This is a genomic window from Paenibacillus sp. HW567, from assembly GCF_000374185.1.
GTDB lineage: Bacteria > Bacillota > Bacilli > Paenibacillales > Paenibacillaceae > Paenibacillus_AQ.
On the sequence record NZ_KB910518.1, the window covers coordinates 3,031,429 to 3,055,978 of the forward strand.

Annotated in this window: 21 protein-coding genes; 5 read left to right on the top strand and 16 right to left on the bottom strand. The window is 52.0% G+C overall.

The window, feature by feature from the left end; all coding sequences use genetic code 11:
- Positions 1 to 10: 10 nt before the first annotated feature.
- From B212_RS0113785 to B212_RS0113850, 14 genes are all read right to left on the bottom strand, one after another.
- Complete coding sequence (locus tag B212_RS0113785; protein WP_019911415.1) at positions 11 to 1,024, bottom strand: substrate-binding domain-containing protein; 1,014 nt, start codon at positions 1,022 to 1,024, stop codon at positions 11 to 13.
- Between the two features lie 137 nt (positions 1,025 to 1,161).
- The gene (locus tag B212_RS0113790) at positions 1,162 to 2,967 is read right to left on the bottom strand and encodes an LTA synthase family protein (RefSeq protein WP_019911417.1); all 1,806 of its coding nucleotides are present in this window, start codon (positions 2,965 to 2,967) and stop codon (positions 1,162 to 1,164) included.
- A 142-nt stretch (positions 2,968 to 3,109) separates the two neighbouring features.
- Entirely contained in the window at positions 3,110 to 4,099 is a 990-nt protein-coding gene (locus B212_RS0113795; RefSeq protein ID WP_019911418.1) for an aldose 1-epimerase, read from the bottom strand.
- 83 nt (positions 4,100 to 4,182) lie between these two features.
- Entirely contained in the window at positions 4,183 to 4,905 is a 723-nt protein-coding gene (locus B212_RS0113800; protein ID WP_019911419.1) for an MgtC/SapB family protein, read from the bottom strand.
- A gap of 329 nt (positions 4,906 to 5,234) precedes the next feature.
- Positions 5,235 to 6,269 (bottom strand): glycoside hydrolase family 88/105 protein, encoded by a 1,035-nt coding sequence (locus B212_RS0113805; RefSeq protein ID WP_019911420.1) that lies wholly within the window; start codon positions 6,267 to 6,269, stop codon positions 5,235 to 5,237.
- 262 nt (positions 6,270 to 6,531) lie between these two features.
- A complete protein-coding gene (locus tag B212_RS0113810) occupies positions 6,532 to 7,644 on the bottom strand; it encodes a rhamnogalacturonan acetylesterase (RefSeq protein ID WP_019911421.1) in 1,113 nt (370 codons plus the stop codon).
- Positions 7,645 to 7,704: 60 nt separating this feature from the next.
- Positions 7,705 to 8,544: a carbohydrate ABC transporter permease gene (locus tag B212_RS0113815; protein WP_019911422.1), complete on the bottom strand. Its 840-nt coding sequence runs from the start codon at positions 8,542 to 8,544 to the stop codon at positions 7,705 to 7,707.
- A gap of 3 nt (positions 8,545 to 8,547) precedes the next feature.
- Positions 8,548 to 9,432 carry a carbohydrate ABC transporter permease gene (locus B212_RS0113820; RefSeq protein WP_028530817.1) on the bottom strand — a complete coding sequence of 295 codons (885 nt, stop codon included), beginning with the start codon at positions 9,430 to 9,432 and terminating at the stop codon, positions 8,548 to 8,550.
- Positions 9,433 to 9,549: 117 nt separating this feature from the next.
- On the bottom strand, positions 9,550 to 10,878 hold the full coding sequence (locus B212_RS0113825) for an ABC transporter substrate-binding protein (protein ID WP_036668159.1): 1,329 nt from the start codon (positions 10,876 to 10,878) through the stop codon (positions 9,550 to 9,552).
- 138 nt (positions 10,879 to 11,016) lie between these two features.
- Entirely contained in the window at positions 11,017 to 12,594 is a 1,578-nt protein-coding gene (locus tag B212_RS0113830) for a response regulator transcription factor (protein WP_019911425.1), read from the bottom strand.
- On the bottom strand, positions 12,587 to 14,362 hold the full coding sequence (locus B212_RS0113835) for a sensor histidine kinase (RefSeq protein ID WP_019911426.1): 1,776 nt from the start codon (positions 14,360 to 14,362) through the stop codon (positions 12,587 to 12,589). The genes B212_RS0113830 and B212_RS0113835 overlap by 8 nt, the downstream gene beginning before the upstream one ends.
- Positions 14,363 to 14,546: 184 nt before the next feature.
- Positions 14,547 to 15,341 carry an ABC transporter ATP-binding protein gene (locus tag B212_RS0113840; protein ID WP_019911427.1) on the bottom strand — a complete coding sequence of 265 codons (795 nt, stop codon included), beginning with the start codon at positions 15,339 to 15,341 and terminating at the stop codon, positions 14,547 to 14,549.
- Complete coding sequence (locus tag B212_RS0113845) at positions 15,328 to 16,257, bottom strand: ABC transporter permease (RefSeq protein ID WP_019911428.1); 930 nt, start codon at positions 16,255 to 16,257, stop codon at positions 15,328 to 15,330. The genes B212_RS0113840 and B212_RS0113845 overlap by 14 nt, the downstream gene beginning before the upstream one ends.
- A 71-nt stretch (positions 16,258 to 16,328) precedes the next feature.
- Positions 16,329 to 17,393, bottom strand: coding sequence for an ABC transporter substrate-binding protein (locus tag B212_RS0113850; protein WP_019911429.1), 1,065 nt, complete (start codon positions 17,391 to 17,393; stop codon positions 16,329 to 16,331).
- A gap of 314 nt (positions 17,394 to 17,707) precedes the next feature.
- Here B212_RS0113850 and B212_RS0113855 point away from each other — a divergent pair, with 314 nt between their 5' ends.
- The 5 genes from B212_RS0113855 to B212_RS31430 all read left to right on the top strand — a co-directional run bounded on the left by B212_RS0113855 (position 17,708) and on the right by B212_RS31430 (position 22,010).
- A complete protein-coding gene (locus B212_RS0113855) occupies positions 17,708 to 18,634 on the top strand; it encodes a C40 family peptidase (protein WP_019911431.1) in 927 nt (308 codons plus the stop codon).
- A 316-nt stretch (positions 18,635 to 18,950) separates the two neighbouring features.
- Positions 18,951 to 19,301 (top strand): hypothetical protein, encoded by a 351-nt coding sequence (locus B212_RS0113860; RefSeq protein WP_019911432.1) that lies wholly within the window; start codon positions 18,951 to 18,953, stop codon positions 19,299 to 19,301.
- A gap of 69 nt (positions 19,302 to 19,370) precedes the next feature.
- Complete coding sequence (locus tag B212_RS0113865; protein ID WP_019911434.1) at positions 19,371 to 19,865, top strand: cation:proton antiporter regulatory subunit; 495 nt, start codon at positions 19,371 to 19,373, stop codon at positions 19,863 to 19,865.
- Positions 19,866 to 19,868: 3 nt separating this feature from the next.
- Positions 19,869 to 21,116 (top strand): cation:proton antiporter, encoded by a 1,248-nt coding sequence (locus tag B212_RS0113870; protein ID WP_019911435.1) that lies wholly within the window; start codon positions 19,869 to 19,871, stop codon positions 21,114 to 21,116.
- A 33-nt stretch (positions 21,117 to 21,149) separates the two neighbouring features.
- Positions 21,150 to 22,010, top strand: coding sequence for a YitT family protein (locus tag B212_RS31430; protein ID WP_019911436.1), 861 nt, complete (start codon positions 21,150 to 21,152; stop codon positions 22,008 to 22,010).
- A gap of 130 nt (positions 22,011 to 22,140) precedes the next feature.
- Here the strand turns inward: B212_RS31430 and B212_RS0113880 are convergent, their stop codons facing one another.
- Both B212_RS0113880 and recG read right to left on the bottom strand, forming a co-directional pair.
- Positions 22,141 to 22,428, bottom strand: coding sequence for a stage VI sporulation protein F (locus B212_RS0113880; RefSeq protein WP_019911437.1), 288 nt, complete (start codon positions 22,426 to 22,428; stop codon positions 22,141 to 22,143).
- Between the two features lie 66 nt (positions 22,429 to 22,494).
- The gene (recG, locus tag B212_RS0113885) at positions 22,495 to 24,546 is read right to left on the bottom strand and encodes an ATP-dependent DNA helicase RecG (RefSeq protein WP_019911438.1); all 2,052 of its coding nucleotides are present in this window, start codon (positions 24,544 to 24,546) and stop codon (positions 22,495 to 22,497) included.
- Positions 24,547 to 24,550 lie beyond the last annotated feature (4 nt).

Genomic DNA, 24,550 nt, shown 5'->3' on the forward strand with positions numbered 1-24,550 from the left:
CTGCCGCAGCCTATTTGGCATAATAGTTGTCCACATTGGCCCGGGTCACCACGTCGATTCCGGTATCCACTGTATCCGGCACGGGCAGCGGCTTGTTCCCCGTATAAGCATTCGGATTCTCCGCCAGATTGCGGTGTAATTGGAACAGCTCCATTAGAGACCAATAGCCCATATTCCAGGTTCCCTGCGCCATCGTTGCCGCGATCTTCCCTTCCTTTACCAGATCAAGTGTGCCTTTATCCGTGTCGAAGCTGATAATCTTCAGCGTTGACACGCTGCCCTGCTGCGCCTCCACCGCTTCGGCCACACCGATCCCGCCATTGGACTCTGTAGCAAAAATCCCTGCAAGCTGCGGATACTGGGTCAAAAGCTGCTCCGCTGCCTCTCGCGAAGCGACCTGGTCGCCGCGGCCATCCTTCACCGACACCAGCTTCATCCCCGGAAATTCGCTGCGTACGGTGTAGCTGAACCCTTCGGTCCGCTCCTGATGATTATGCTGGTCAGGCGTTGTTATAATCGCGACCTCGCCTTTGCCTCCGGTAAGCTCGGCCATTTTACGGGCCGCCTCGACCCCGGCATTGTAATTATTAGTGCCAAGGAATGAATACGCTTTGCTGTTCGGCGCCCCCGAGTCAAAGAGCACCACCGGTATGCCGCTCTCCACCGCCTTGTTGATGGTAGCCGTGAGCAGCTTGGAATTCACTGCCGATATCGCGATGCCTGCGGGCTTCCTGGCAATGACCTGCTCCAGCACCGTCATCTGCTCACTCGCATTATGCTGCGTCGAGCCGTGGTATTCTACGGAGACGTTCAGCTCCTCTGCCGCATCCTCGAAGCCCTTCAGCACGCTTTTCCAGTAGTCAATGCCGCTCTGAAACGTAACCATCACGTATTTGTCTGCGATATTGCCGCGAAGTCCGGCGGTTTCCCACGGGTCTGCGGGTTTGGCCTGCAGCTTGTAATTCAGCACATAAATCAGGAAAATGCCAATCAGCAGCACATAGACCAGCCACAGCTTTTTCACAATTGTAACCCCTTTCAAAACAAACGAGGATAAGATACCGGCGTTAGAAAAAAGCAGGATCGCTTTGAAGTAAGGATCACTGCTTTTTTATATTAAATCTTTGATATCCCGCCGTCTATACTATATTTACGGTAATTCTAATACATCAATTCCGCGGCGTACCCTTCTCCCTCCAGCAGATCATATTCCACCATGCGGTAGTCATCCAGCAGCGCCTGCTGGTCAGCAGTAAGCTCGGAGAGCACACCGGAAGCGCCGATCAGCACGTTTTTGCTCAGGCCGGGAAGCTCTGTCTGAACCTGCTCCAGCATTTTGTAGTAGGGTGTCAGCGGCTGGCCCGACAGCTTAAATACGGTTGGCCCCAGATAGGCAGGGCTGATCGTTCCCAGCGGCTCCTTGCCGATGTCGAAATTAGCGAGAACCATCAGCTTGGTTTCATGCTTAAGTCTCGGCTCCCGATCCCAGCCCGCATCCGTATAGATTCCCGCTGACAGTGCCGGAAGATGGTCCCCCCAGAACACAGCAATCGTAGGCCGCTTAATCGTCTTCAGCTCCTGCTGCAACAGGCTAAGCGCCTCATCGGTCAGCTTCGTGTCCTGAACGTAGGTTTCCAGCTCGTCCTTCCGCTCCTCCGCTTCTCCCTGCACGGTAATGGTATTGGGACCATTCAGCCCTTTGGTAAAGGGAAAATGATTCTGCATCGTTACCAAATGCAAAAAGGTTGGAGTATCTGACGCTTTCAGCTCACGGACGGCCTCCTGCACAGCAGCTTTGTCGGAGATGTAACCATTCGGTGTGATCCGCTCAGCATCCTGCAGATCCTTCTCGCTCGTGAACCGGTCAAAGCCAAGCACCGGATAGACCCGGTTGCGGTTGTAGAACGTATCGTCGAACGGATGCAGCGCAAGCGTCTGATAGCCCCGTTCCTTCAGGATGCTGACGATGGAAGGCAACGAGGACATTTTGACAATCCGCTGCTGGTAAGGAATTGAGCCGTCACCGAGAAAATACATCGACAGCCCCGTCAACGCCTCAAATTCGACATTCGCCGTATTGCCGCCGAACTCGGGGGAGAGCAGAAATCCGGCTGGGGTGACATTTTCTTGCTGATGAATGAACGTTAACGGATCTTCGCTGAATTCAAGACCCGGCAGCCGGGTAGGATCGAAGAATGCCTCATCCATCATGAACATGATATTAGGCTGCTTCGCCGTCGCTTTTGCAGAAGCCGTATCCGGCAAGGCGCTATATTTTGCGGCAATGTCTTCTATCGCCTTGCGGCTGTATCCCTCAGGCTTCTCTAGCAGGTTCTGGCGCAGATTTCCCGCAAAAGCAAACACAAAGCCATTTTCCGAGTAATTCACCTTCTGGTTCCAAAAAATATTCTGGTAATTCAGAGAGGAGGCGAACGTTGCTTGCCCGCTGACCATCACAATAAAACCGGCAATCATACCAACGGACACGGCTGTAAAAAAGAAACGCAGCGGCAGTTGAATTCTGACCTTGGGCAGCTTGATGATTATCCAGATTACTCCTGCGGCCAGCAGAACCCCAAGCCCGATGGCCAGCGGAGAGATCATGCCTTTGGTAATTTTGCTCATTTCAGAGGCGTTTTTCAGCAGCATCAAATCCCACGGGAATAACGGCTCCCCCGTCGTGTGCTGTTTCTTATAGTTGGCAATGCCCAGCAAAAGAATCAGCACCGAAGCAAGCGCCGGACCCGTATAGATATTAGGTAAAACCACCGAAAAGGCTAATAGAATAAAGAAAAATAACAGGCTTCCGCATATATACAGCCAATAGGAATTCCCAATCCAAACTAATACACTCATGAAATCCATTTGAAGGGAAGCCGCCTGCATGAAAAAGTTCAGCACAAAACCTCCCAGCAGCAAGCTGAGCAGGAATAATCCTAATTTTTTGGAAGGTAAAAAATGACGCAAAACAATCCACTCCTATCTGTCTAAACGAATAGTATACACCTCTTTTCTTAAAGGAGGCTTAAAAAGAGGCAGCAAAAAAACAGGGCGCAGCAAAAAATCTCTGCACCCCGTTTGCACCTGCTAACTATACGGATAGGATCATCTATTTCACGTACAAGCGGCCGGTTTCTTCCCAATATTCGCCTGGTGCAAGGCTGAACAGACCAATTTCTTCTGCCGGCAGATCCACCTTAGGCGCGTTGACCAGGTTGATCTGCGGCTCTGGGCAGAAGAAGCCTTCTGTAGCGCCGTTGTTCCAGATCATCCATTGCTTGTAGGAGGTTCCGACATCATATACTAGAGTAACTCCGGCTTTGCTGTCCGTAAGCTCCATGCGGTTGCGTCCATTCTGGGCCACAGCGGTATAATGATTGTCCATGGGGGCATAGAAAGGATATAACCCTTCGTCACGCAGTGCAGCCTCATCGGCGGTAAGCTCCTGGAATGCGCCTGTCGGCAGCATGCGGTCATTAAGCTCCCAACGCTTGCCGAGAGTCAGCTTCACGCGGTAATCCTGCGGCGAGCTTGCGGGTGCGAACGGTGCATTAATCGCTGTGTGGAAGGCGAGCAGGCAAGGCATAAGCTTCTCTCCATCATTATGCACCTGCAAGTGCTGGGACAAACCTCCTTCTCCCAGGCTGTAGCGCAGCTTGATCGTGTATTTGAATGGAAGGTACTGGTAAGATGGATGATTTTCATCCACTTTGACTACTACAGTCACGAAGCTTTCGTTCTTGCCGGCGCCGAATTCCTCCACCTGCCATGCTGCTGTATGTAAGAACCCGTGCAGATGGTTGCCCGTTGCCGCTTCATTGACCGGGAGCTGATAGGTTTGTCCATTCCACGGAAATTTCCCATCCTCATACCGGTTCGGCGGAAACAATACCGGAATACCATGAATCCCCGGATTGGCTTTAAAGCCTTCCATCTCTTCCGCACCCGGCTCATGCAGGAAACGGTAACCGTTTTCGGTATCGCGGAAGCAGATCAGGTTGCCGCCGATTCCGGGCAGTACTGCTGCCTCGTAACGGCCAGCCTTCAGCCAGATTGCCGCTTCCCCCTCGTATTGTCCTTCATATGCTGTAATTGACATTAAATGTTTCTCCCTTCCATAATCTCAAAATGACTCTCTCCTAGATAGATTACCACATCTGCCCAGGAGGTAAAATGTCATTTTTACAGTTGTTCAACCTCCACGCTCATCACATGTTCGATTTTCTTCACATCATAGTAAATTTCTGTAACATATTCACGGTCTGGCGCAGAGATCAGCATCTCAATCACCTGTCTGCCATCCTCAAGATCCTTAATCGTTGTCCGCCGGATGATCCGTCCGTTTTTTTTCGATTTTCTGGATTCTGCCGCCTGGTGCTGCTCAATCTTCTGAATTACGTCAGTCAATACATAATTCGGCTCCATAATAATGGTGACGGAAATTTCATGCTTGTTCAATACCTGTGGTCCGATAAGCCTGATCAAATACGGTACGGCGTTCACGGCGAACATCAGCAGTATAACGGCATAACCCGCCTCCACAAAAAACCCCGCGCCGACCGCGATTCCGATCCCCGATGCGGTCCAGATCAGCGCCGCCGAGGTCAGGCCGGATATGGCATCCCCGCCCCGGCGCAGAATCACACCCGCTCCCAGGAACCCGATCCCGCTGACAATCTGCGCCGCCAGACGCATCGGGTCCATACTCGGATGATTCGTTCCTCCAAACTTGTCGTATGCGTGAATGGAGACGAGCGTCACCAGACAGCTCGCAATACTGATGACCATACTGGTCCGAATCCCCAGCGGTTTCTGTTTCAATTGGCGGTCGATACCGATGAACAGCCCGAACAGCATGGCCACAAGCAGTTTAACAATTGATTCTGTGTGCAGATTAATATCCATAAGTGCCCTCGCTTCTAAGACAGATAGGAATAGTATACCTGAAAAATGCAGCAAATGCGCCTCCCTTTTCACACACAGAAACGGCATCCCCGGTCTCCGCAGAGGGCTCTGCAGTATGGAATACTGCGGAGCATGCAAGAGACGGAATCCGTTTCTTTAGGTGAGGTTCAATTGAGTATATGCGGGTTAGGCATAACTATATTAATTAAATTCGGCTATGGTCGTAACTGCGGGGAATGTTTGGACTTCCGGCCGCTGTTATGTTTGGATTTCTCTGATTTACCTTTTTTATGATGTATAGTTCAACTAATATAGAGAAAATAGTAATATTAACCAAACGGATTGCTAGTCGTCCGCAGCACCTGGGAGAGATACGCCAGTGTCAGGCCTTGGCCCCAGCCCTGAATCCTTTTGTTCGGAACCTGGCGGTATCCGTCGATATCATTCATCACGGCTGTACCCGCAGATACTTCGGTCACTGTGCCGTCTTCCTTGATTCTGGACAAAATCCCCTGGAGAGCAAGCTGCGAATATTTGTTGTAGAGCCTTCCCTGCATCAGCACCGCAGTGGCAATCCCCGCCGATGCGGACATCTCCAGGTAAGAGGGATCATCATCAAGCACGGTATGCCACAAGCCCTCAGGCGATTGCAGGCGGACAAGCGCAGCAAGCTGGTCGCGCAGCGAGCCTTCAATAATCATAAACGAGGGATGAGTGACCTCTACCAGCCGCAGTGCTTTGGCCATTGTTAACGCTGCCCACGAATTGCCGCGTGCCCAGTAGATGCCCGACATATTATTCTGATTCACATGATCCCAGCCGTGATAATACAGGTTGGTATCGGAATTCTGCAGAAACTCCTCATGCCCGTGGTACTGAAGCAATCCGTCTTCAATATACTCCCGGTTATCCAGCAGAACGCCCATACGCAGCAGGTAATAGCCGGCCATGAACATCGTATCCACCCAGGCCTGCTGCGGGAATACATGGGTAAGGGAATTCACTGTATGCTGAAAAATCCCCTGTGCGAAGCGCTCCGCCTTATGCCGCAGAAACTCAGCCATCTCAGTGGCGATGTCCAGGTACATCTGCTCCCCTGTAGCCTGATACAGCGTGATCAGACAGTGCCCGATGGACACGCCGTTGACGGACAGCTTGGGCAAACCCTCGGCAATGTTGTCATCGACCCAAGTCTTAAGCGCAAGCAAATATTCTTCTTTGCCCGTTGCCTCATAGGCTTCACAAATCCCGTAGAAAGCAACGCCTCCCGGCCAGTCCCAGGAGAAGTCCATACGCAGGGTGCGTTCGACCACACGGTCTATGGTGGCTTTGATTTGTTCTTCATCGTAGATAAAAGCAGGCATTCTTTTTCACACCTTTCTCTTTAAAAAATAATCTGAACTTTAGGCTTCCATCATAAGGTCTGGTCGTAACTGCGGGGATTGTTTGGACTTCCGGCCGCTGTTATGTTTGGATTTCTCTGATTGGAACCGCTGATCGCGGTAGAAATCCAAACATAAAGGCGGACGCTCTCGCTCCTCCAGTTCCAAACATCCCCTCCGTTACTTCCGCCCCTTTTACTAGTCGTAGATGTTCATCTTATTATAGTGTTTGTTACCACCAGGGCTACTCGCCCTGGCGCAAGTGAATAATAAGGTCGTTCAGTCCGGCCTCGCGGATGCCCTCGACCACAAGCTGTGCCAGGAGGCGCGCGCCAAGAATCTGAAAGTGCGTGTTGTCCTGCACGCCGGCGGGGTGACAGAGATATTCCCCGGGATAACTCCACATGAACAGCTCCTTGCTGCCTTCCGGTCCATAGGCTTCAAAAAGCTTGCGGCTGCGCGGCTCCAGATCAATCAGCGGCACCTGCTCGTCAGCCGCAAGCTCCCGCATTGCCAGCAAATAATTGCCATGCGTGTCCACAATGCGGCCCTCCTGATCGAACCGCCGCCGGTGCATCGGGGTAACCAGCACCGGATATGCGCCAGCGTCCCGGGCGGCGGTAATCATCAGCAGCAGATGCTCCTTATAGGTTGTATAAGGCTCAGTATGGCGCGCTTCATCCGGTTTGGAATCATTGTGGCCGAACTGGATGAACAGATAGTCGCGCGGCCGAAGCCCGGCGGCGATCTGCTGCAAATGGCCTTCACCGATGAAGCTTCTCGAGCTGCGTCCCGATAAAGCGCGGTTATCCACGACAACGCCGGGCTTAAAGAACTGCGGCAGCAATTGGCCCCAGCCCGCATAAGGATATCCTTCTTCGCCTTGATCCGTAACGGTTGAATCCCCGGCAAGCACAAGCGCCAGCGCTTCACGGTCTGCTTGAATGTCCAGAGCGTTGATCCTGGGAGCCGGTCCCGAGAAGGTTAGGCTTAGCTGCCCTCCGCTGACCCGTACGACGAAGGCTTCCCGTTGATACTGCCCTGCCGGCACGTTCAACGGTTCGAGCATATGTTTTCCCGCTCCGGCGGTAATCAGAGTGCTGGTATCGGCGAGAGAATCGCCGACCAGTATGGTGACTCTGTAAATCCCGTCCGGCACATCGGCAAGAAATTTCGCCTTGTACGGGATACAGCAGTCATGAAGCAGCGTGTCACTTCCGCCGCGAAACCGCCCGTACACCGCCGAACCGGGAGCGAAGCCATAGCCCTGTCCAGCGGTATAGACTGTATCCGGTTTCACCTTGGTGTATCCGGGAGCCGCAGCTTCCAGACCAAAATCAAAACGATAGCTTTCCACGTAACCGCGCACCTTTCTCCCCGCGTAATTTCAGCTCCGCCTGTCATCTGACGCTTAAGACTAGCCTTTCAGACCGCTGGTGCTGATGCCATCGACAATCTGCTTTTGGAAGATGAAGAAGATCAGCATCACCGGTGTAAGGCTCAGTACGGACATTGCGAACATCGGTCCCCAATTGGATACCGATTCGCTGTCGAGGAACATCTTAAGTCCCATAGACACCGTATATTTGGCTGGGGAATTGAGATAGAGCACAGGTCCGAGCAGGTCCTCCCAGCGCCAGTAGAAGGAGAAGATGGCCGCCGTTGCCATCGAAGGGCGGATCAGCGGAAGAATGATCTTATAGTAGAGCCGGAATTTGCCGCAGCCGTCAATGGTCGCCGCTTCGTCCAGCTCCGCCGGAATCGTACGGATAAATTGCAGCATCAGGAAGATAAAGAACGGTACACCGAAGAACTGCGGGATTACGATGGGCCGGATGCTGTCCAGCCAGTTCAGCTTCGTATAAATTATATATTGCGGCACCAGCACAACGTCCGAAGGCAGCATGAGCGTCATCATCATGATTCCGAACCACAGGCCGTGCCCGATAAATTTGTTGCGGGCGAAGCCGAAGGCGACCAGCGATGAGGAGAAGACGGCGCCAACCGTTGCCACCACAACGATAACGAACGAGTTCTTGATGAAGACACCGAAGGAATATCCGGCCACGCCTTCCCAGCCCTTGGCGTAATTGCCCCATTCCCAGGGATGCGGAAGCAGCGTCTGCGCGGTAACGAATACCAGCCGGCTTTCTTTGAAGGAGCTCATGATCATCCAGAGAATCGGGTAGAGCATGATGATGGCGAGCCCGCCGATAAGAATGTGATAGACCGGCCATTTGATTTTATTCTTCGCCATGGCTCACTTTCCTCCTCCCGATTCGTAGAAGACCCACGATTTCGATGTTTTGAACAGAATGCCTGTCATTATTCCTACCAGCAGCAGCATCACCCAAGCCATTGCCGAAGCGTAGCCCATGTTGTTGAACATAAAGGCCTGGCGGAACAGATACAGCGAATAGAGCATCGTTCCGTCCATCGGGCCGCCTTCGCCCTTGGAGATAATATAGGCCGGCACGAAGGTCATAAACGCGCTGATCGTCTGCATGACCAGGTTGAACAAAATCACTGAGCTGAGCAGCGGCAGCGTAATCTTGAAGAATTTACGGAAGAAGCTCGCTCCGTCCACGCTTGCAGCCTCGTACATTTCACCCGAAATATTTTTTAGCCCGGCCAGAAAGATCAGCATGGATGAACCAAATTGCCATACGGACAACGTAATCAGCATGACCAGCGCAGCATTGGGATTTCCGAACCAGCTTACAGGCCCCACTCCGAAAAAGCCAAGCATGCCGTTAATAATCCCGGTATCGCTGAAAATATTGCGCCACATGATAGATACGGCGACACTGCCGCCGATGATGGAAGGCAGGTAGTACACGGTACGGTAAGCTCCCACCATTCGCGACTTGGTATTCAGAATCATTGCCACAAACAGGGCAAAACCCAGTCGAAGCGGTACACCAATAAAAACATACATCAGCGTCACCGTTAGAGAATGCAGGTATTTCGGATCACCGGTGAACATTTTGATATAATTGTCCAGCCCCACCCAGCGCGGGGGGGCGAACAGATTATATTTGGTGAAGCTCAGGTAGAGCGAGATAATCATCGGCACCAGCGTGAAGCATAGGAAGCCGATCACAAACGGACTGATAAAGGCATAACCCGTTAAGTTTTTGCGCAGCCGCTGTCCAAACGGTCTCTTCGCTCTGTAGGCCTGCGGATTAGCGGTAAGAGGATTGCTCACAGCCAAGGTCTCCAACTCCAATCTTGTAGAATCACAGTATGGTCTTACACTCTGTTAACGGCTGGCGAGAATCTCTGTAGCCTCTTTGCGGAACTGCGCAGCAGCGGCATCCGGCTTAATCTGTCCGAAGTTCATTTGCTCCGCAAGGTCGGTGAGCAGGGCTACGACTTCCGGAGAACCTACCGGCGGGCTCATAGGAGAGGTTTTTGGTTCCATATCAGCGACAAACTGGAATACCTGCTTGCCGGAATCCGTCAGCTCCGTAGCGAGGGATTCTTTGATTTTGCTGGAAATCGGCACGCCGCGTTCACCCTTAATCAGCTTGTTGGCTTCAGCGCTGTTGGTCCAGAAATCAATAAATTTAGCCGCTTCTTCTTTGACTTTGGAATTGGCTGTAATCGACCAATACATACTTGGCTGCATATACAGCCCTTTTTCCATATCCGGTCCCGGCATTTGTGCCAGCGCCATCGGACGGTTAACAGCGATTTGCAAGGCCACATATTGGTTCGACCACTGCCAGACGCCGATGCCTGTTCCCTTAACAATATCCGACTCTTCGATTACACCTTTGTTCTGGCTCAGTTTGTCCTGCGACGGAACTGCACCTTGCGCGATCAGATCCGACAGCATCCCGAAGAAGTCGGTGAACAGCGCATCATCTTCATAACCAAGCCCGGAGCCGTCTGTGTTGTAGAGCGACAAGCCTTTGGTGCGCAGATAGTAGTTGAAAAAGACATCCGCCGCCATCGAGCCGTCAATGTAGAGCCCGGCAGCTTTGGCTTTCAAGGCGATTTCCTTGTATTGATCCCAAGTCCAATTTTCCGGAATCGAATCCACGCCGGCCTTTTTCAGGAGCGCAGGATCATAATGAAAACCAAGCACATTAACGCCCAGCGGAATTCCGTACTGCTTCTCACCGATTTTACCGGTAGCCAGGACATTTTCATTTACGTCGCCAACCTGGATGCTTTTGTTCAGATAAGAGGTCATATCCTCCAGTTGTCCATTCGAGCCGTATTGATTGATATAAGACACATCCATTTGCACGATATCGGGGAGACGGTTGGCCGCAGCCTGGGGTGCAAGCTTTTTCCAGTAATCATCAAAGGAAGCATATTCCGGTTCGATCTTGACGTTAGGGTGCTGTTCTTCATACATATCAATGACCTGCTGTGTATAAGAATGCCGCGTATCGCCGCCCCACCAGGCAATCCGCAGAGTTACCGGTTCTGACGAGCTGCTGGCTGCCGGGGCTGACGTCTGATTGCCTGCGGCGTTTGTGGCTGCAGAGTCCTTGGCGTTATTGCTGTTGTTCCCGCCACATCCGGCCAGCAAGGATAACAATACGGGTACGGCCAATAATGCGAATCTCTTTTTCAAATTCAACTCTCCCCTTTACGTAAAATGATAGTGAGCAGGAAGGCCAGTTCCACTGGTAACGCTTCCATGTGTAAATTTTCGCAAATTCCGGATCATTCTTGAATACAAAAAACCGTTATCTTTGTTCAATAATCAGGTTCATTCACCTGTACCATTCACTTGAGGTTTCATAAAATCTGTAGGCGTCCTGCCAGTAACCTTCTTGAACACCTGGCTGAAATACTGGGCATTGCCGCCGAAGCCGTACAGCTCCGCCAGTTCGAACACCTTCACATCTCCGCTGCGGATAATGTGCTCGGAGGCTTTGTTAATCCGGTAATGGGTCACATAGTTGGAGAATTTCTCTCCGGTCACTTTTTTGAAAATTTTCCCAAGGTAATCCGGGTTCATGTACAGCATTTCAGCGGCGACCGAGCTAAGAGAAAGCTCCGAATTGCAGTAGTCCTCCTCAATAATGCGGAGCATCTTGTCCACGATCGAGGATTGGCGGGTCACGAAATGGCGGTCATACATCTGGGTGAGACGTCCGGCTTCTTTTTTGACAAAAGCTTTCAGACTGCTCAAATTGCCCAGCTCTGCCAGCTCCGCCAGCCCGGAAGTGAAGGTGCCCCGTTCCTCAGGTATGCAGAGTCTTATCATCGCCGAATAGAGCTGGAGCACATAGGAGCGGGTCACGTTGATATCAAAACGCTGCTCCGATAATACACCAAATAGCCGTTCCAGCTCCGCTTCAACTGCGTTCTGATCCCCCGCCTTAATGAACAGGCAGATTTGCTCCTCCTCCAGATCCATCTCGTTTTTGCCGCTCAGCTCATCTGCGGGGATATCGCTCGCTGTGATCAGACTGCCCTCCTCCAGATAAAAACGGTGATTGAGGCACTGCAGCGTCTGCCGGTACAGAGTGCGGGAGTGAATCATCCGGCCCTGGTCGCTAACCGCTATTGTGACGTGGATTTTGTAGAAATTATGAAAAATCTTCTTCACCTCAGCAATCCGCTCGAGCAAATCAGACTGCTGCCTCCCATCATCCGGCTGCTCCAGCAGAATCAGCACATGCGATCCGATGGTCGTGCTGAGGAGCACCTCAGAGAGCATATCCTTTGCAATATTTTGCAGCGCGAACAGATGCTCATATTCAAAGGAACCCTCCAAATGGAGCAGAATCAGCCTTACGTTTTTGTCGTCGAGCCGGGTGTCGAACAGCTCTTGATAGTAGTCGAGATCATGACTGCCATAGGTTTTATTGGAGATCCATTCTTTCAGAAACTGCTCTTTGACATGGGGCAGCACCTTGGTCAGCCGATGCTTCATCTCCATGACGAACTGCTCGCGGCTCTTCCGCTCATCCAGCTCCTGCACAAGCTCTATCAGCGCTTCGTGGATTTGCTGCTCATTGCAGGGCTTCAGCAAATAATGCTTGACCCCATGCTGCATGGCAGTGCAGGCGTAATCGAAATCCTTGTAGCCAGTCAGCATAATGAACTTTATGGCCGGGAACTTCTGACTGCAGCGCTCTACCAGACCGAGTCCATCCAGCCCCGGCATCGAAATGTCGCTGATCACAATATCCGGGGCCAGTGCCTCTATCTTCTCCAGCGCCTCAATCCCGTTGCGGGCCGTCCCTGCCAGCTCCGTTCCCGCCTTCTCCCAATCCACCACCTGTGAAATCCCTTCCAGAATCAAACGTTCATCGTCAACGAGCAGCAATTTATACATGTCTGACCTCTCCTCTCAAATAGGGGATACGCACATGAATCGTTGTCCCTTCTCCCGGCTGACTCTCAATTTCCATTCCCCATTCCTGTCCAAAAACAAGCTGCACCCGCTCCCTTATATTCGCCAGTCCGATCCCTTCCCCCCGGGTCTGGATTCTGCCCTGCTGCAGCTCACGGATGAATTCACCCGTCATTCCCGGACCATTGTCACTGACCTTAAGATCAAGCGTATCCTCCTCGCGGATAATGGAGATTGAAATGGTGCAAGGCTCAATATTTGGTTCAAGCGCATAGCGAATGGCGTTCTCAACCAGCGGCTGCAGCGTCAGCTTTGGAATCAGCGCATCCTGCAGCGCCTCCGGGATATCCATATGAAAATCCAGCCGCTCCTCAAACCGCGTGCGCTGAATAGTGATATAGCTTCGGACGATACCAAGCTCCTTCTCCAGCGTAATCAGCGGATCTTTCAGCCCGATGGAGCTGCGCAGCAGAAATCCGAGCGCCTCCACCATTTCAGAGATTTTCGCCTGCTTGTTCACCTTGGCCAGCCAGTTAATGGATTCCAGCGTATTGTAAAGAAAATGCGGATTGATCTGCGCCTGCAGCGCCTTCAGCTCCGTCTCCCGGATAACTAGCTGTTTAGCATAGTTCTCTTCAATCAGCTCTCTGATCCGGCGGATCATCATTTTGAAGGTGCGGTTGAGCTGGCTTACCTCATCCTGGGCCGTTTGTGAGACGAACCCAAGCGCCTGCTCCTCGAGATTGTCCAGATCGCCTTTTTCGATCCGCTTCATTTTCTCCGTCAGCTTGGAAATCGGCCTTACCAGACTCCGGGCCAGCCGGTATCCCAGCAGCAGCCCCAGCAGCAAAATACAGGCGAAGACGATCACAACCAGCCTTTTGACAAAAGTAATCTGCTTGAACATTTCATTAAAGGGAGTGGCATTGATGTAAATCCAGTTCATGTAGGAGGAGCCGGTCTTGACTACAAAATACGTTCCTTTGCTGTAGCTGGCGGTACGGTAGGATTCAGGCCGCTGCACCTCTTCCGCCAGCTCCTGGGGTAACAATAACGGCTTCCCGGGATAGACGGTCCGGCTGGCCGCCTTATCAATGACAATAAACTGACCGCCATCCTCTGCCATGCTGGTGCTGTCAGCTATGATCCGGTCTATGCGGATGCGGATGACCAGTGTGCCCAGATTATCCAGCGTGAAGGTCGAGCCAGTGTACGATTTGATCTGACGCACGGCCAGCAGGGAGTTTTTACTGCCTTGGGTGTACCAGACATTACTGCCCGCACCCGCCGCCGCAAGCGGTTTCAACTCATCCTGCAGCGATTGGGACACTCCCTCCCGGTTGCCTGCCGTCATTGCTCCACCGTTCGTATCCATCAGCATCATTGAGTAGACATACTTCTCTGCACCCGCAAAGGCTACCAGCCGGTTAATGATTTTATTATGCAGGAGCTGCCTTTCATAGGGCGAAGGGTTATCCTGAAGCTGCCGCAGGCATTGCTGGATTTGTTCATCCGAAACTACCGTAAAGGACAACTGCTCCAACTCCTTAAGCTCATTCTCGATGCTGATCGAGGACATTCCCAGCACCTCAGACGCTTTTTCATAAATTTGATGGTCATAAATACGGTATACATATTGCAGGAAGATGAGCGAAAACAGAAAGGACAGCAAGAGCAAAAATGAAATCAGCATAATCATTTTGTTAAAGATTCCGAAATTTTTGAAAGCGCTCTTATTTTTGGAGACCATAATCCGATCACTCTGCTTTCTCTATCAATTTCTTATATTTTATACGAAGTTCTCTGTTTTGGAAATATAAACCAAAAAACCTGAGGATACAGTCCACACTCACTGTATTCCCAGGTCTTAGGTTTAACTCTTCCAGTTAATTCTCCGCTACGCCGCAGCATGGCCTTAATTACGGGGACATGCTTCAGCCCAGCATCATCCGGTCATCCGCGAGCTTATGCCCGCTGATGGACTCAAATTCACCCAGCAGGTGCTCTACGGTCAGGTCCTTCTTGCGCTCCTCGTCAATATCCAGAATGATGGTTCCCTTGTCCATCATGATCAGCCGGTTGCCTAACCGGATTGCCTGATCCATATTATGGGTAACCATCAGCGTAGTCAGCTTCATCTCACGGACAATCGACTCAGTCAGTCTGGTAATCAGCTCGGCACGTGAAGGATCGAGTGCCGCCGTATGCTCATCCAGCAGCAGAATCTGCGGCTGGGTGAAGGTGGCCATAAGCAGGCTGAGCGCCTGACGCTCTCCGCCGGACAGCAGCCCCACCTTTGCACGCAGCCGGTTCTCAAGGCCTATGCCCAGCCGGCTGAGCTGTTCACGGAACATCGTCCGCCGTGCAGCGGATACGCCAAATGATAAGCCCCGGCTCTGCCCTCTCTTGAGGGCCATCGCCAGATTTTCTTCAATCGTCATATGCGGAGCCGTGCCGGCCATAGGGTCCTGAAAAACCCGGCCGATCCAGCGGGCACGCTTGAACTCCGGCAAGCCGCTGATTGGGCTGCCTTCAATGCGCACTTCTCCGAGATCGGGCTTCATTACACCGGATATTACATTCATCAACGTTGATTTGCCGGCGCCATTGCTGCCGATAATCGTCACGAAATCTCCGGCATTCAGCTCCAGATCAATTCCCAGCAGCGCGATCTTCTCGTCCGGGCTGCCGGGATTGAACAGCTTGGACACATTATCAAGCTTTAGCATCAGCCGTGCCCCCTCTCTTGCTGCGCAGAGCCTGCTTGGCAAGCTCAGCGCTCCGTTTGCGGGCCGTGTTCTTTTGCTTCAGGAATCGCTGTACTGACGGGAAGACCAAAGCAATGATGACGATAATCGCCGTAATCAGCTTCAGATCTGAAGACTTCAGCCACGGCACGCGCAGGGCCAGAGCCACCACGATACGGTAGACAATCGAGCCAAGCACAACCGCCAAAGTGGCGCGGAATATCGTTCCCGCTCCGAAGATCGCCTCGCCGATAATCACCGAAGCCAGCCCGATCACAATCATGCCAATCCCCATAGACGAGTCTGCAAATGCAGAATACTGGGCAATAAGTGCTCCCGAGAGCGCCACCATCCCGTTCGCCAGGCTGATGCCAAGAATAGTCGTCGAATCTGTATTGACCCCAAAGCTGCGGATCATCCGCGTATTGTCGCCGGTAGCCCGCAGGGCAAGCCCCAGATCGGTCCGCAGAAACAGATCCATCAGGAGTTTGACCGCAAGCATTACGAAGGGCATAACCAATAAAGGATTAATGGAGCTGAACAGCGTATCCTCCCCCATCAGTGAAACATTGGGTTTGTTGTCGAGAATCCGCAGGTTAATTGAATAGAGGGCAATCATCATCAGAATACCTGACAGCAGTCCATTGATCCTTCCCTTGGTATGGAGAAGTCCAGTGCACATGCCTGCCGCCATTCCGCCTCCCAGCGCACAGAGCGTTGCCAGCCAAGGCGAATAGCCATGCGTAATCATCATTGCGGCAATCGCTCCGCCGGTGGTGAAGCTTCCATCCACAGTCATATCAGGAAAATCAAGAATACGAAAAGTAATATATACTCCCAAAGCCATAAAAGCGTAAATCAAGCCCATTTCTATAGCTCCAAGTATTGAATCATACATAGTGGCGCCCTCCCCGAAACGAATACTGTCCTTTGAAGATCAGCATAGCCGTTTCTGCTTGTGTCTGTATCTTATTGAATAATATTGTTGGCCTGATCAGCCACTTCAGCCTTCATGGCATCAGTCACTTTAATGCCCTGTGCAGCCGCGGCCTTCAGGTTGAGGATGAGGTCCAGCTTCTCCTGCATTGTTACCTTCATATCGCCGGGGCTTGTGCCATTTTTCAGCACTTCCACAGCCATCTGTCCCACCTGGTAGCCGTGATCATAATATTTGAACCCTACCGTTGCAAAGGCCCCCTTCTCAACAGTGTCGCGGTCTGCGGAGAAGAATGGAATTTTGTTGTCATTGGCAGTTTGAATAATTGTGTCCACAGCGCTTACCACCGAGTTATCCAGTGTAATGTAGAAAGCATCCGCCCGGCCCACAAGCGATTCAGCGGCCTGCTTCACCTCTGAAGTATTAGTGATTGTTGCTTTGACCAGCTCAATGCCATGCTTGTCCAGCTCTTTCTTGGCAATGTCAGCCATAACTACAGCATTCGGTTCACCCTCGTTAATGATCAGACCCAGTTTTTTCACATTCGGAAATTGGGTCGCAATAAATGTCATCAGCCGTGTAATGGACTCAGGATTTGTATCAGATGCGCCGGAAACGTTACCGCCGGGATGATCCAGATCCTTCACAATCTTCGCGTCCAGCGGGTCAGTAACCGCCGCGAAGAGAACCGGTGTATCCTTGCTTACATTCTGAACAACAGCTTGGGCAGACGGTGTGGCGATACCAAGCACCAGATCATTCTTATCCGCCGCAATCTTCTGGGCGATGGAAAGGTTGTTGGACTGGTCCGCCTGCGCATTCTCCAGATCGACCTTCAGGTTCTCGCCTTCGACGATGCCGGCATCCTTGAGCGCGGCAAGAAACCCTTCCCGGGTAGCGTCCAGCGACGGATGCTCAACGTATTGCGAAATAGCAATTGTATAAGATTTCTTGTCAGCATTTCCTCCGTTAGACGCTGCAGCACTTGCACCTGCTGAAGGTCCAGCCGCGCTGTCACTATTTTTGTTAGCTCCGCAGCCGGTAGCGGCCAGCATCAGACACAAGCTCAAGCTCAACCATATTTTCTTTGTTTTCATACAATAACCCCTTTTCTGGTTACAGGATCAGCGCGTTCACCCGGAGTCAGCGTCTCAGCAGTATTGCTTTTATATATAAAAGCGTTAAAGCAAAAGCCCTCACGAATCCCGCAGCCATGTCGCAATTCTATTAGACCTATATTATATAAAGGATGATTTTCCGTCAATGATTTATCACTGCTGGACTCCAATTGTTAGAAGCATAAATTGTTCCATTTCATTCGTTGCTGACATTCATTACCTTCCTCCGGTTCACATAAAAACGCACTCCCTGCACAAACTTAGGGTACAGTTCTGAACATGGAGCGTGCCATATGACAACTAATAAACCTATAAAGATTGCTGCCGCCGCCCTCCTCACTGCTGCTCTTCTATCGAGTACCGCCTGCAGCTACACTAAGCAGGGCCAGACTCCAAAGGTCAATTCGATAACCCCTTCGGGATCAAATGCGGGCAGCTACTATGAGAAATCCTCTTTCACCGACAAGAACGGCCTTTATTGGATTCCCTTGAAGCCAGCAGCCGCATCCATCGGCTACCGGATGAAAGATGACACCTCAAGCGGAGGGTATGCCAAAATCGGCTATACAGACGTTATGTACATGCTGCGCCCTAATTCCCCCCATGTGTTCTCCCTCGGCCGGAAGGTTAAGCTGCAAGAGGCTCCCATGCGGCGGAACGGTCAAATTTATATCACTCCGAACGCATTGTCCAAGCTCCTGCAAACCGAGGTAGGCTGGAATCCCAGCACCGGGGAGATCAATATTGCCTCGCCGGCTGTGCGTGAAGACCATACAATGACCGGAAAAACCGCTACGCCAAAGCCTTTGCGCATTCAGAGCCTGTCCGCAGCGGACAGCAGCGAGCTGGTGGCCTATGCCAAGAAGTTCCTGGGTGTTCCTTATGAATTCGGTGCAGGACCCTATGAAGAAACCAAGCGCTTTGACTGCTCCTCCTTCACCCGGCATGTCTTCAAGAAATTCGGGGTCAATCTGCCCCGCCTCGCCAAAGACCAGGCCAATCTTGGCACCCGGGTCAACCGCGGGGAGCTTGCCGTAGGCGACCTGATTTTCTTCACGGTTCCAGGACGTTTTACGAGCGATGCGATTCCGGGCCATGTTGGCATCTATATCGGAGACGGTAAATTCATCCACACCTGGGGTGATCCTGGGGTTCAAATCAGCGAGCTGGACAGCGGCTATTGGAGCAAAGTCACGCTGAATATGCAGCGGGTACTCTAGCTGGGTGCAAATGACATATACAAATAAATGCAAGGAGATCAGAGATTCGGACAGCCGAAACTCATGAGCTTCTTGCATTTTTTAATGCTTACACCATAGGGTCGAACCCGTTAAAAGCATCCATTTGTTCATATTATTCTTTTCCCAAGCAAAATTTATCTAAAAAGTCCAGTTTACTTCGTTTTTCTCATCCTATCTGTTATAAAGTCACTTTTTCGCGATCTTTTTGAATAAAAAAATGTGTCTCCGATTTGGTTCACCTGTGGCACCTATGTTATTCTTGATACACAAGATACAGTAAGGAGGTGATCCCAAGATGACATATTTAGCGCGTACGGCCTTATTGAGACTGCTTAGGATAATTCTTATTCCGCTGCTGCTGTTGTCTTTTACCGGGGTGCATGCACAGCACTTCCAGAGCAGCAGTGAGGAGCATACCCGCTACGAGATTGTACGGCTTGAGCATAAAATGATGCACCCGGCACGTACCCATTCATTGCCGCAAAAAATCCTGACCTTATCGCGTTTGTCACCCCCTGGAATCATCCCGGTGCCTCCGGCGAAGGCTTTTGCTGTTGTCCTTAGCGTATCTTTGTATCCCATTATTTACCTTATTCTCAAACGGCGGCGGCTGTCTCCGCTTAAATATACTTCACAATACGTCTAACCTCTTCCTTATTCATTGTAAATACCGTGCTGAACAACCAAACACATCTCAACTGGAGGCTTGACTTTCATGAACTATAAAGAATCGGATTTGCCGGGAATCGGCAAGAAATTCGTGCTGCAGACCCGTGGCGGCGATAAGCTTGTAGTGATTGTCCACGACGACGGCAGGCGCGAGCTGTACCATTTTGATTATGAGGACCCGGAACAGAGCATTTCCATGATTACGCTTGATGATGATGAAGCACGCCATATTTCTGCCCTGATCGGCGGAATCACTTATAAACCCAAAGCTCTGGAATCTATTGAAGTTGCCCTTGATGATCTGATTATCGAGTGGTACCGGCTGGAGAATGGCTTGGGCTGTGTGGGCTACAGCATCGGAGAATTGGATATCCGCGCCCGCGCGGGGGTAACCATCATTGCCATTATTGAGAAAAACCATCAGAAGCATATCAATCCCGGGCCGGACGTGGTGCTAAGCGCAGAGTGCACCGTCATTGCCGCCGGGGAGAGACATCAGCATAAGCAATTCAAACACATTCTGCGGAACGGATGTGGTTAATGGATGAATCATTATATCGTTTTTGAAGTTGGACTCGCGATTGCCCTGATTGCCCTTGCCGGATTAATTTCCGCGAAGCTCCGTTTCTCCGTCATTCCTTTCTATATTCTGATCGGCATGGCTGTAGGTCCACACGCCTTCAAAATATGGCACCTCGATTTCCGTTTTATTGAAAGTGCTGCCTTGATTGAGTTTATGGGCAGGATTGGTGTGCTTTTCCTTCTCTTCTATCTCGGTCTGGAATTTTCCGTAGGACGGCTGGTCAAGGCGGGCCGTTCGATCGTATCGGGCGGTACCATTTATATCCTGATTAATTTTTCCCTCGGTCTGATCCTTGGCTGGGCGCTCGGGTTCCCGCTTGAGGAAATTCTCGTTATTGCCGGAATCACTACCATATCTTCAAGTGCGATCGTCGCCAAAGTCCTGGTTGATTTAAAAAGAACGGCCAACCCTGAAACCGAAATGATCCTGGGGATCATCATGTTCGAGGATGTTTTCCTTGCCGTATATATCTCGATTCTGTCAGGGCTGGTGCTCAGCGGCTCCTCTTCGCTCGGCGGTGTGCTGCTGTCCGCCTTGATCGCTCTCGGGTATATGCTGGCGCTGCTCGTGATCGGGCGCAAGCTGGTTCCCTGGCTGAACCGGGTGCTCAACATCCGCTCAAACGAGCTGTTTGCAGTGGTCATCTTCGCTGCCCTTTTTCTGATCGCCGGGTTCTCCGAGACGATTCATGTGGCTGAAGCCATCGGCGCATTGCTCATCGGACTGGTGCTTGCCGAAACCGAGCATGTCAAACGGATTGAGAAGCTGGTCATTCCGTTCCGCGATTTCTTCGGAGCCATCTTCTTCTTCAGCTTCGGGCTGACCATTGATCCGCTCTCCCTGGGCGGGGATGCGCTCTGGTACTCGCTTGCCGCCGTAATCGTTACCCTGATCGGCAATTTCGCAGCAGGGATGCTGGCAGGGCGCAGCGCCGGTCTGAGTCCGCGTGCCTCTTCCAACATTGGACTGACCATTGTCTCCAGAGGCGAGTTCTCCATCATTATGGCGAATCTGGGCAAGGCGGGCGGATTGCTGGCTATTCTTCAGCCCTTTGCGGCCATGTATGTGCTCATGCTGGCTATTCTGGGGCCCCTGTTAACCAAAGAATCCAAAATCATATACAAGCTGCTTGATAAAATCTTCAGGTTCGAAAAACGGCATCTTGCCCGCAAAGCCAAACAGTCTGCGTCTGTAATGGAACCCGAATAAAATTCCGGTTCTCTCCGGGAGAGAGGAGAACATGTGAAGAAAAATCTGAACGGAATACCCCAGCCGCGCCACCGCAAAGCCATTCGTATCCTGGCCGTTATTGCCGGAGGCCTGCTTGCCGCTGCCGGATTGGAACTGTTTCTGATGCCTCATAAGCTTGTTCCCGGCGGTCCCGCCGGTCTGTCCGCCTTATTCGCGCATCTTACGGAAATGCGCCTTGGCTTATTTCTGTTCCTGTTCAATTTGCCTTTTATCTTAATTTCCCGAAGACAGATCAATCTGCGTTTCGCGCTGTATGTGATGCTTGCGTTAATCTGCCTGATCATCGGCTCCCTTGCCCTGCATCATGCTCCTGCCGCGGTCAGCGAGCCACTAAGCGCGGCTATCGCTGGCGGGTTATGTCTTGGCTTCGGAATCGGTATTTCCATCCGCTTCGGGGGGATGAGCAGCGGAGCAGCGGACATGGGCTATGCCCTGCTCAGCGGCAGTCCGCCCAAATCGGCGGAACTTCTCATTATGCTGTTAAACTGCGCCATCCTGTTGTATGGCGGGCTGCTGTTCGGCTGGGATCAGGCAATGTATTCGATTATTGCCTATCTGCTCGCCTTTGAGGCTGTACGCATCTCCTTAAGGGATCTGTCCCGCTCAAGGGCTATCTGGATCACCAGCAGCCGTACTGAAGAAATCCGCCAGGCACTGCGTCTCTTGCTGGACCGCGAAGCCAAGCTCATTCAGGCTGCAGATCCGGCAGGCCAGCCCGGCACTCTGTTCTGTATCGCGACCAAACTGGAGGAGGAAGAGGTTGCTTCCATTGTCCGAGAGTGCGATAAGGACAGCCAAATGGTTGTCCACACCGCCGGCAGAAGAAGACTGGCCGCCCTCTTCCGTGACTAGCGTTCATTGCCTCAGCCGACTTTCCCCGCCTAGCTATCGTCCCTATCGGGCGCACCAGTAAAAAAGCGTTCCTGCGTTGTCATCGCAGGAACGCTTTTTTTGGTTTGTCCGTTTCAGCAGCAGTGCGACTTCAGCGGAACATGCCCCATAACCGGATCAGGTGAAAGGTATTGCTGGGGTCAATTTTTTGCGCAATAACAAATTTTACAATTTGGTCCTCCTGCACCGACGTCAGCCTCTCGCCCAGTACCGCCGAAGCATTGCGCACCAGTCTTCGTACAACCGCTGTGTCCTGGAGCTCCTGCTTGGAAACTCCATTAATCATATTCTTAATGCGTTCTTTGACAGCCGGATTCTTCATCTTAAGCTTGATGCGTTCCACCAGTTGGGGACTGATCCCATATTGCTGATAACCCAAGCACAGCACCTCCAATCATATCCAATCATTCACAGTATATGAGGAGCAGCAGCGGCATGTGCCTGTTCAATCAATTAAATCTCCCTGGAAAATCTGTTCGTTCTGGAGATAACCCCGCAGCGGCGCATACTCGGGGGAGGTCCAGAACGCGGCATCCTTCAGCAGCTCACCTGCATCATCCCGGGCCATCTCCAGCACCTCGAAGTCAGCGGTCATATCCGCAAGCCGGAACTCCGGCAGCCCGCTCTGCTTCGTCCCGAAGAAATCCCCCGGTCCGCGCAGCTCCAGATCCCGCCTTGAGACCTCAAAGCCGTCATCCGTATCGGTCATGGCCGTCATCCGCTCCCGCCCGATCTCCGACTTCGGATCGGCGATAAGCACACAGTAAGAGGCATACTGGCCCCGGCCAACCCGGCCGCGGAGCTGATGCAGTTGGGAAAGGCCAAAGCGGTCCGCATCCATAATAATCATCAGCGTCGCATTCGGAACATCGACGCCAACCTCAACGACGGTTGTCGATACGAGCAGTTGCAGTTCATTGCTGTAGAAGGCACGCATGACTTCGTCCTTTTCCCCCGGAGTCATCCGGCCATGCAGCAGACCTACCTTGTAATCGGGAAAAGCCTGCGACATCTGAATATGCAGATCAATCGCGTTCTGCACATCCAGCTTCTCCGATTCCTCGATGAGCGGACAGATCAGATAAGCCTGACGTCCCTGGTCAATCTCGCGGCTGACCAGCTTCAAGACCCTCTCCAGCAGATCAGGCTTGACCCAATAGGTTGTAATGGGAACCCGCCCTTTGGGGCGCTCCGACAGCGTGGATACATCCATATCACCGAAGACGGTAATGGCCAGTGTGCGCGGAATCGGAGTCGCGGTCATCGTCAGCACATCCGGGTTGTAGCCCTTGCGGCGCAGCACGCTGCGCTGGTTGACGCCAAAACGGTGCTGCTCGTCGGTGACCACCAGCCCGAGTCCACGGAAGAAAACATCGTCCTGGATTAAGGCATGGGTACCGACAACAATATCAAGCACTCCCATCTGCAGCGAAGCAAGCAGATCCTTGCGCTTGCGCCCGCTCACACTTCCCGTCAGCAGGCCTACCGTAATGCCAAACGGTTCAAACAGCTTCGTGAGTGAGCGCATATGCTGCTCAGCCAGAATTTCCGTGGGCACCATCAGCGCCCCCTGAAATCCCGATCTCACTGTGGCATACAGCGCGATCGCCGCCAGCACTGTTTTGCCGGAGCCTACATCGCCCTGCAGCAGACGGTTCATACAATACTGCGCCCGCATATCATGCAGAATTTCCAGTTCAACATGCTTCTGGGCATCCGTCAGCTCAAAGGGCAAACTGCGCACGAACTGGCGAACGGTCGCGTTGTCCACGGTATGCACTACACCGTCCATTCTGCCACGGCTCAGCACACGGAAAGCCTGCACCTTGAGCTGGAACAGAAACAGCTCTTCATACACCATTCTGCGGCGGCCCTGCTGGCCTTCACGTGTATCCTCCGGCTGATGAATCGTGGCAATCGCCCGCTTGCGGGACATGAAGTCATATTTCCGCATGATCGTATGCGGCAGGATTTCCGGAATCATCTCGCCATACTGCTTAAGGCCCTGATTGATCATTTTACGAATCCAGGATTGGGTGATCTTGCCCCCAACGGAGTAGACCGGCTGAAGTGTGCCGATTTTGCCCTCTCCCTTGTCCGTAAATTCATAATCGGTCACGGTAATGGCGTTCCGCTTCTGATCCCATTTGCCGGTAAGCACAATTTCACGGCCAACCGTCAACTGCTCACGCACATATTGCTGGTTGAACCACGTAGCCGTGAACATCCATGGTTCAGCCACCATCTTGCAGCTTAAGCGCGACTTGCCGCCGAAACGCTGCAATACAGGAATGCCAATCACCTTGGCAACCAGAGTCGTCTTGTCGCCATGCTTGACCTCGCTAAGTGAGCGGGGCCGAAAATCTTCATAGCGAAATGGATAATACTCCAGCAGATCCTTCACTGTAAAGACGCCAAAGGCGTGAAGCTCGCTTTGCTTTTGAGCGCTCACGCCATTTATTTGTTTCACTTCAATTGATTCGAGTGATAGCAGCATGTTC